At 35.3% G+C, this 9,787-nt stretch carries 8 protein-coding genes; 3 read left to right on the forward strand and 5 right to left on the reverse strand.

The genetic code is table 11. The annotated features are described in order from the left end of the window. Nucleotides 1-651 (reverse strand): ATP cone domain-containing protein (locus tag IJ258_RS02545; protein ID WP_292802410.1); only part of this gene is annotated, 651 nt, incomplete at its 3' end. A 247-nt stretch (nucleotides 652-898) separates the two neighbouring features. Beyond that, a complete protein-coding gene (gene polC, locus IJ258_RS02550; protein WP_292802413.1) occupies nucleotides 899-4,207 on the reverse strand; it encodes a DNA polymerase II large subunit in 3,309 nt (1,102 codons plus the stop codon). A 148-nt stretch (nucleotides 4,208-4,355) separates the two neighbouring features. Between polC and IJ258_RS02555 the strand changes: the two genes are divergently transcribed. From IJ258_RS02555 to IJ258_RS02565, 3 genes are read left to right on the forward strand one after another with little or no spacing between them, the layout of a single operon-like run. Then, nucleotides 4,356-5,405: a hypothetical protein gene (locus IJ258_RS02555; protein WP_292802416.1), complete on the forward strand. Its 1,050-nt coding sequence runs from the start codon at nucleotides 4,356-4,358 to the stop codon at nucleotides 5,403-5,405. Nucleotides 5,406-5,437: 32 nt separating this feature from the next. Continuing rightward, on the forward strand, nucleotides 5,438-5,908 hold the full coding sequence (locus tag IJ258_RS02560) for a nucleoside deaminase (RefSeq protein WP_292802419.1): 471 nt from the start codon (nucleotides 5,438-5,440) through the stop codon (nucleotides 5,906-5,908). Next, nucleotides 5,908-6,285, forward strand: coding sequence for a hypothetical protein (locus IJ258_RS02565; RefSeq protein ID WP_292802422.1), 378 nt, complete (start codon nucleotides 5,908-5,910; stop codon nucleotides 6,283-6,285). The genes IJ258_RS02560 and IJ258_RS02565 overlap by 1 nt, the downstream gene beginning before the upstream one ends. Before the next feature lie 20 nt (nucleotides 6,286-6,305). Here the strand turns inward: IJ258_RS02565 and lysS are convergent, their stop codons facing one another. The 3 genes from lysS to IJ258_RS02580 all read right to left on the reverse strand — a co-directional run. Continuing rightward, a complete protein-coding gene (gene lysS, locus IJ258_RS02570; protein WP_292802425.1) occupies nucleotides 6,306-7,889 on the reverse strand; it encodes a lysine--tRNA ligase in 1,584 nt (527 codons plus the stop codon). A 75-nt stretch (nucleotides 7,890-7,964) separates the two neighbouring features. Further along, entirely contained in the window at nucleotides 7,965-9,149 is a 1,185-nt protein-coding gene (locus IJ258_RS02575) for a proteasome-activating nucleotidase (RefSeq protein WP_292802428.1), read from the reverse strand. Nucleotides 9,150-9,245: 96 nt separating this feature from the next. Continuing rightward, nucleotides 9,246-9,787, reverse strand: a 542-nt coding sequence (locus IJ258_RS02580; RefSeq protein WP_292802431.1) for a phosphomethylpyrimidine synthase ThiC, incomplete at its 5' end; no start/stop codon positions are given.

A 9,787-nucleotide genomic window follows, 5' to 3' on the forward strand; every position in this document is an offset into this window, starting at 1 on the left:
CATTTTTAAAAGTGCATATTGTTTTAATGCTTCGTCTGCTACATGTTTGTGAATACTTTCTGGGTTGTGAATCATGTTTGCGTTATCTCTGTTACCGTTTTCGATAAGAGAGGTGATGTTGTATACTGGAATACCTAAACGAGTGTAACGGCTTCTTAAATCTTCTAATCCGTATTCGACTAATTTTGTGTTAACCATTTCCCTAATCATTGGAGCGGTCAAGTATTCAACATTTAATTTTTTGAGTTCTTTCCAGGTTTCAGTAGCAATTTCGAAAGCGGTTTCTTGGCTAGCACCGGTTTCTTCAATTAAGGTGTTAGCGATTCTTGATAAATCAAATGCTTCAATAGTATCTCTTGAGGTACGTACTTTTAATTGAGTGCTTGCTAAATATTTGTTAGCAATTTCTGGGTCGATATCTTCTAAACATTCGTGTACGATTTTTTTGATTTCTTTTGTTTTAATTCCATCGTATAATTGAGATACTACGGTAGCCACAATTTTATCAGATTCAAAGAATGGGGTTTCAACCATTACTAATGATTTTACTAATTTTTCATAACTGAATCTTTCTTTAATACCGTTATTTTTTTCTACATTTATTTTAACGGTTTCTTGTAGATTATTTCCTAATTCTGAAATTTTTTCCATTTAATTCACACCATTTTCCTAGTTAATTAAATTTTATTATCCTTCGAGAGAGTTGTCTCTCAACTGGATTAATATTTGTAATCACATGTATAAAAATTGTTCGTATTGTTACGAACATCTATATTATACTTAGGTTTTTCATAATATATAAAATGTTCGTCTTGAAACGAACATAATTCATATACTCTGAAATATATTATATTTATAATTATAAAAATCGATAATCCGAGAGAGCATTTGAAAAGTATTAGAAAAATACATCCAAGGAACTCTGCTTGGATTTATCACTTTCAAACAGGGAGTTAATACCAAACTCCTGAATCTCCAAACGCTGCTCAAGATAATGTGATACAGGATAACGATTAACCAGTTCTCTTGAAATGTCAAGATATTTGGTAACAGATCCTTTTGAAACAGATAAAATTAAATTACCTCCACATTTGCACTTTCCGGTAAGAGGCATTCTTCTGTATTTGGAACCACACTTGGTGCATCTGACCTTCTGTTTGGAAAATGCCCTTGAGTTACCCATAATGTCGGGCAAAAAGTGGGAAGATAAAACCTTTTCAACAACACCACGTTGGTCAACAGCCCTAATGCTTTCAGCAAGAGCAATTTGGGCTTCCACTTTTTCTCTCATGGAAGGCAAACGTTTATAAAGACAGACTGTAGGTCCCGCATGTATATTTGAAGTATGATGGGAAAACATTAAACCTTCATACTGCTCAGGAGTACCCAAATGCATCTCCACATTGTCAATGTATTCCAATACATCAGCAGGTTTATGCGGAGTGTAGGTTTCCTCATAAAACTCAACAGGGAACCTTTCAAAAATGTCAAGGTTGTGAGATTCGTCATCTATCTCTTCAGGGTCAATTCTTGAAGATAAAACTAAAGGAGCATCCATACTTCCTCCTCTAGTGTTAGGTAAATATGTCTTTGAAAAGTTAATTAAGGCATCTAAAAGCAACATCACAGCATCTTCATCACTGTCACAGTTTCTACGTTTTGCAGAATGGAAATATGGATGAGCATAACAACCTAATGCTTTGGTAAAACCAACAATTCTACCTAAAACTCCAGCTGAAGTATGGGGTGCAAGTCCGGCTACCAAATGTCCAATCAAATCACTTTTCTCTTTTACATTATAAAATGGCTCCATATCATAATATCTTGTAAGTTCATCATCGATAAACTGTGCAGTTCTTAAAAGATATTCTCCACAGTTGTCTGATATTACAATATCCTGCACTCTAAGCTCTACAATTTGGTCAATATTTTCGATAGGATTGCCGTAACAGTCTTTTTCATAGCCCATTTCATGAAGTTTTTCAACGCTAACTCCTATTTCTCTTGGAATAAAATGGGTTAACGGCAAGTCGGTAGAGTCGTGACGAATTGTCCCGTCTTTAAATGTAAACACTTCATGTTTGGCCCTAAGTATTCCTTTTTCCATAGGTTCAGGCAATTTTGACTCTGAAATCATACCCACAACACCTTTGACCTCATCGACACGTCTGACCTTAACGTTGTCTGATGCCTTTTTAAGCATGCTTGCAAGAGGAATGCTCTTCTGGGAAGGTTTTCCCATTTCAGTTGGATGGCCACATTTAGGACAAAGTGATCCGAAGGAACTGATTCCACATTCAGGATTAGTGCATTTTCTTCTTGAAATCTCAACTTTTATGCTACCTTTTTTTGCTGCAGTAGCAACTAATCTTCTGGCACCTCCATAATTTCCAATTGGAATTAATCCGTGAGGTGCAGGCCTCATCAGTCTTTCTTTTGATTTTTCAGGTCTACCTACACGAGTTCCGATATATGCGGGTGCTTTATTTTTAATTTCAACCGGTGAAACTGCATTTACCGCTTCGATTGTGGTTTTCATTTCAGGTAATTTTTTAGATAATGTGACAAGTAAAGCATAAGAATGGTCTTTATCGATAACAATTTTGCCATCTCTTACGGTATGGGGAACACCTATGACTTCCAAAACTCTTTTTGGGTATGACAAATCAAGTTTTATTCCATCATTTTTATTGTAAGTTGATTTTCCTTTTTCAAGCAAATCGATAAGTTCATTTAAGTCACTTATTGTAACATCATTATAGCAATAGGTGTACTTCGGATGAAGTGGAATGTTATAATCTTTGGATAACTGGAATGCTTCAATAGATGAAATATAATCATATTCTAATTTATGCAAGTCTAAATCATTAGATTCCTTGTCGAAATTATCGCTTCTCATTAATAACTGAATCCACCATTCTTCTACCCATCCTGATGGATATAACGGTTGGTTGTTTCTTAAAAATTCACCGAATGCAACAAGCATATCTCCCAAAAAGAGAATTTCAACAACATCCTTTTTAACTTCACGTGCCTTTTTAACTGAATTTAGGATTAAAACATCACCATTTCTAAGCTTAACTGTTGGTCCTTCAATAGAATCAACTGGAACAACACAGTTTCCCTTTCCAGGGTATTCGATTTTAAGCTGTGTTCCAACAGCCAAAAATTCAAGCAGTGCCATTGTGGCAGGATGAACTCCCATGGTAGCAAGACCGGTGTTTCTGGACCTTCCATATCTGAGCCTAAAAGCACCCTTTTCTGAAGGATAACCTAAAATAGGCCTTCCACCAATAATATCCTGAATATATTTAGGTTCACTAACGACATCTGAGTCTCCTCCATCATCTGAAGAATCAGTTTTTTTAGGCTTGGAGTATTCTTCAAGCCAATCCCAGTCAAGACCTAACTTATTTGCGATTTTTTTAATCTTTTTGGATTTTTGGATAACTCCCTCAACCATCGCAAGCAATGCTCCACCACGAATGTTGTTTGTTTCAACACGTTCCAAATCTCTGTGGGACACTTCAACCTGGTCGGTTTGTTCACCTGAAACTTCAACGGGGATATGATTGGCAGCAAATCTCACTTCTTCTGGTGTTGGTGAGTATTGCAGGTTTGTAACTTCTGACTCGTATAGCTCAACTTCTTCCACGTATCTTTCGATTTCGTCATCTATAGGTTTGAATTCATCGATGTTAATTGCCTGGCGGATTTTATCTCCCAAAAGTACAGCTAATGCAGCAGCAGTACCTCCTGCACTTCTGATTGGACCTGCAAAATATACTCCAATATATTTTGTTCCATCGAAGTTTTGTTTGATTTTAACATCTGAAATACCTTCCAATGGAGCTGCTACTACTCCTTCAGTTAAAATCGCAAGTGCAGTTCTTAGGCCCTGGTCGCATCTTTGTTCTTCGTTCCAATTGGCCTTCTCTCCGGTTAATGTGAATGTACCATCTGCAATTTCAGCGGCAATTTCAAAAGCAACAGATTCCCTGTCCATATCCTTTTCTAATTCTTTAATTCTTTTTGCCACACCTTCAGGACCTACAAGCCCTTCCACTCTTTCTGCTAAATCCTTTGCAAGAGGTACTTCAGTTTCGGTTTCGACATCCAAACCTTTAGACCTAGCCTTGTTGGCTATTTCATATAGGTGATTGGTTTCTTTTTCTAATCTATCAAAATAATCCATGGTAATCGCCAAAGTTACAAAATTAATTTAGTATATTATACTTAGGTTTTCATGTATAATAAATTTTTTAGATAATACTTAAATATGTCAAAATCTTAATTTATTAATGTATCTCGTAGTTGAATTTTATTAAATTAATATTGCTATTATGGTGATTTTAATGTCTGATGATAAACCAATAAACGCTATGTATGGTCAAAAAGTAAAACTGGATTTAGATAAACTCAGAAACAAATCTAAAACTGAAAAAGTAGTTAAAGAGGTTGCTGAGGAACCTGTTGTAGAAGAAAAAGTTCCTGAACCTGTGGTTGAAGCACCTGTTGAGGAAGTTGCTGTAGAAGAAGCTCCTGAAACTGTTGAAGAAATTGTAGAGGAAGTTCCTGAAGAAACACCGGCAGATGAAGAAGTTTCTGACGAACCTATCCAAAACGAACCAGTAGTTGAAGTTGTCGGAGAACCTGTTGAAGAACCAGTTGAGGAAAAACCAGAAGAAACTTCTAAAAATGATGATTTGAAATCAAAATTAGCTGAAAAAGATAAAAAATTATCATATCAATCAAATGAACTTAACTACTTAACCAATAAAGTAATTCCTAAACTTAAAAAAGAAAATGCAGAATTAAAAGAAATTAAAAACGAGTTAACTGATGCACTTCATAAATCTACAAGAAAATATTTAGATCAATTAGATATTAATGCAGATTTAAGTAACAACATTGGAAAATTAGGTGCTGAAGGTGCTGTTCACAAAGTAAGGGCTGATAAATTAGAATCTCAAGTAGAAACAATTAAAGAAGAGTTAGAATCTAAAATATCAGAACTTAAAGATAAACTTTCTAAAAATGATGTTGATGCTATTACAAAAGAAAATAGCAAATTATCTAATGAAATCCGTAATTTAAAAGATAAATTATCTGAAGCAAGAAAGGAAAATATATCCCTTTCTGATGAAATTGACAAATTAAGATCTGAAATCATCGAATTTGGAAATTACAAAGAGGAAGTGGATGCACAAAATAAAAAAGAAATTGACGGATATAAAAGTGAAATATCTGAAATTAGAACTCAACTCAAAGTTAAAGAAAGTAGTTATGATAAACTTTCAAATGAAAGTGGAAAAACTATTTCTGATTTAAGAAAACAAGTTGCTAAACTTGAAGAAAAATTAGAAAAAGAATCCAATAAAGGATTATTTAATAGATTCAAATAGATGATTAATTTCATCTATAACCTTATTTTTTCATGAACTCTGATGCTTATTTTATGGATGAAGCTTTAAAAGAAGCTGAAAAATCTTTAGCTGAAGGCGGAATTCCGATTGGAGCGGTCTTAGTTAAAGATGATGAAATTATTTCTAGAGGACATAACAGATTAATTCAAAACGAGTCTGTAGTTTTACATGCTGAAATGGATGCAATAGAAAATGCGGGGCGCCTAAACTATGAGGATTATCGCAAATGCACATTGTATACAACATTGTCCCCTTGTCCAATGTGTTCGGGGGCTGTAATATTATATAACATATCACGTGTTGTCATTGGTGAGAATAAGACATTGATGGGTGCTGAAAATTTTCTTCAATGCAACGATGTTGAAGTTGTTGTATTGGATGATATGAGATGCAGGGACTTATTTTTAAAATTTACATGTAATAATTCGGAAATTTGGGATGACGAGCTTAAAAAAGTGGGTAATAGTACTGAGGTAAAATAATGGAGATAATTGTAACAGATGAACGTGATGATAGATTCATTGAATTTTGCAACTCATTTGGATGTAGGGTGGATGAGCCTCAAGTGGTTCTGCTTTTAAATAGCTTCGGTAAAATTGTAGGATGCAGCAGCTTTAAAGTGTATGATGCTGATTCTGCTGAGATTGTCACATTATTTTTAAATTCTTATGATGACCGTGAGAAAATATCATATAAACTAATTAGACAACTTGAAAAAATAGCTATGGATTATGAATTCAAAAGCATTGTTGTTAGTTTTGATTCAAAAGAAGATATTTTAATTGAAATATTTGAAAAACTAGACTATAAATTTGTAGATGAGCTTCTGATGAAAAAAGAGTTCAAAAGTTTAATTTAAAAAAAGAAAAATTTAAAAGATTAAGCTTCTTTTCTTAATCTTTTAACAACAAAGTCTTTATCCAAACTTAATAAGAATGAAGCTGCTCTAGGGCCTTGTTTTTGACCGAGAATCATTTTATAGATAGCTTGGAATCCTTTTTGTGGTTTCAATTCCTGAGCTTCCAGGATTTCATACATTGCATCATGCAAGTCAGCAGCATCTGAAAACTCAGTGGTTTCCATCAATGTTGCTAAATCAGCTAAGAATTGGTCTTGTTCTGGAGTTAATGGTAATTTTGGAATACTTTTCTCTTGAACTTTGAATTTAACAAAGTTAGGCGCATAAGTGTCCAGCCAGTAGATTACATTGTCAACTCTTTCACGGTATTGTGCCAGTTCTGTTTCGGTCAAGTCACCGAATTCCTTATCCTTGAAGCTTTTGGTCAATTGTGAGTTTCTTTTAAGAATGTCGAAGATTTTTTCTAAATCGTCCCCAGCAATTTGGTAAGCGTTGACGAGGAATCTGAATGGTGGTCTGAAAGGCAAAGGACTACCTTCATTGATTTGCACGATTTCATAGATTTCCTTGAATTTTCTGCCTTCTTTTTCAGATGGTGCTTCAACTTCATCATAGAATACTTTTTCCACTGTATCGAATTGGTCGATAAAGTCTAAGAAAGGCATTTTAGGTGAGAAGTCTTTTGCTTTCATAGGTTTTGATCTGAACAGGTAGTAGTGAAGACTTTCTGCCGGACCTATTTTCAACCATTCTTCAGGAGCGAAGAATACTCCATGGGATTTACTCATTGCTTCACCGTCAAGGGTAATCCATTCATATGGCACTGGGTATGGTGCAGGGTAGTCGAATATTTTTTCAGATATTACGCTACTTACATCATATGATCCTCCACTTGCAGCATGGTCTTTTCCGAACGGTTCGCATGTTGTTCCAAATATTTTCCATCTTGCAGCCCATTCCACTCTCCAGGTCAATTTACCGTTACCGGTTTTAATGTCCATTTCTCCTTCGTGGCCACATTCACATCTGTATTTGATGATGTCTCCATCGTAATCGTAAGCGTAAGTTGTATTTACTCTTCCACATTCATCACAAATCGGGTTGTAAGGCAACCAGTCGTCAGCTAAAGGTTCTCTTCTGTATTGGTTGAAGATTTCTTTTATCTCTTCAACTTTTTCTAAGGAAGTTCTGATGTAATCGTTATAAACTCCGGATTTGTACATTTCAAAACCGGATTTGGTTTCCATCTCGATTCCGTAATCGTCCATCACTGAAAGTAAAGGTTTTTCAAAGTGTTCTACAAAGTTAGCGCAACAGCCGTCAGGACATGGAATCATTGAGTATGGCATTCCTAGGTATTTGTCGTAAGATTCAGGTAATGGATATGGAACTTTTCTTAGTGGGTCGTGGTCATCTGCAATCCATATTGTTTTAGCTTTTTTTCCTTTTTCCCTTAATTTCTTTCCAATTCCGTTAGCTACAAATATGTCACAGGAGTTTCCAATGTGTATTGAACCTGAGATGGAAGTTCCACTTGCTATGATGTGTTCTTCCACATCCATTTTACTTAATTCATTTGCTATGTTTTCAATCCAATGTGTCATCTAAATTCACCATTATAATAATAAGAATAAGTTTTATACTAACTTAATTTTTGTAAGTAGTAATATAAAAAACTATTATATTATACTAATATTTTTAGGGTCAATGATTTTATCTATCGCATCCATGAAATCTTTTGAAATAACTTTTTTCCTTGCAGATCTTATTGCAAACATTCCTGCTTCGGTACATACTGCTTTCAGGTCTGCTCCTGAGAAACCTTCGGTTACTTCACTGATTTTGTCAAAATCGATGTTTTCATCTATTTTCATTTTTTTAGTGTGGATTTCAAGAATATGCTTTCTACCATCTTTTGAAGGATTCGGCACTTCTATTGCTCTGTCAAATCTTCCAGGTCTTAAAAGTGCATCATCTAAAATGTCCGGTCTGTTTGTTGCTCCAATGATGCCGACATTTCCTCTAGGGTCAAATCCATCAAGTTCTGCTAAAAGTTGCATCAAGGTTCTTTGAACTTCTCTGTCGGCTCCTGATGTGTCACCCATTCTTTTTGTACCGATTGCATCAATCTCTTCAATGAAGATGATTGCAGGTGTTTTTTCACGTGCCAGTTCGAATACTTCACGAACATATCTTGAACCTTCACCTAAATATTTGTTGACAAATTCTGATGCCACAAGCTTGATGAATCTTGCATTTGTCTCATTGGCAACGGCCTTTGCAAGTAATGTTTTACCTGTTCCAGGAGGTCCGTATAACAGGATTCCCTTAGGCGGGTCGATACCGATTTCCTCAAATATTTCCGGGTGTTTGATTGGAAGCTCAACGGTTTCTCTCAGCTCAACGATTTGGTATTTGAGCCCACCTATATCGTCATAAGTAATGTTTGGACGGTCTATAACTTCCATTGCAGTGATGTTTTCATCTTTCTTTTTTGGGAAAACTTTAACGACAGTCAAAGTATTTTGGTTTAGTGATACTCTTGCACCGGGCTCCAAAAATTCTGTATTAATGGATTTGGGATAATTAACTAAAAATTCATGCCCCACATTTCCCTTAATTCCAACTTGATTGTCATCAAATACTTCAGTTACTGTTGCAAGGATTAGCGGATTTTTCTTGAATGATTTGATTTCACCTTTAAGTTCCTTGATTTTACCTTCAAGTTGGCGATTGCTAACGTTTGATTTTAACTGTTCTCCTTCAAGTTTTCTAACTTTTTCTATTAATTCATTTTTCTTTTCAGTTAAGTTATCAATAGTTTCTATCAATTCCTCTTTTGAAGTTTCAGCTGAAGAATTCATAATGAGCCTCCTAAAATAAGTTGGTTAATTATATGTAAAAAATGTAATTAATAAATTACGAAAAAAAAGAAAAAGGAAATAGATATTAATATATATCTATTTTATTAGGTCGGAATCGGATTTGTCCAACCATTCGTTAACGATTTTCACTGCACAGAAGTTACCGCACATGGTACATGCGTCTTCATCTTCAGGAGGTCTTTGATCCCTTTTTGCACGTGCAGCTTCAGGGAACATTGCACATTCATATTGTGCTTCCCAGTCAAGTCTTTTACGAGCTTCTGCCATTGCAAGGTCTTGTGAACCGTCAATTTGACCGGTTGCTAAATCACCAGCGTAAGCACCTATTTTGGTTGCAATGACTCCTTCTTTTACATCATCTGGGTCTGGAAGAGCTAAGTGTTCTGCTGGGGTTACGTAACAGTTGAAGTATGCTCCTGCTTTTGCAGATGATGCTGCTCCGATTGCAGATACGATGTGGTCGTAACCTGGTGCCACGTCACATACGATTGGTCCAAGCATATAGAATGGTGCGTTTGAACACATTTTCTTTTGAATCATTACGTTTGTTGGAATTTCATTAATTGGAATGTGTCCAGGTCCTTCAATCATACATTGTACTCCAGCTTCACGTGATC

The sequence above is a fragment of the Methanobrevibacter sp. genome, from assembly GCF_017468685.1.
GTDB lineage: Archaea > Methanobacteriota > Methanobacteria > Methanobacteriales > Methanobacteriaceae > Methanocatella.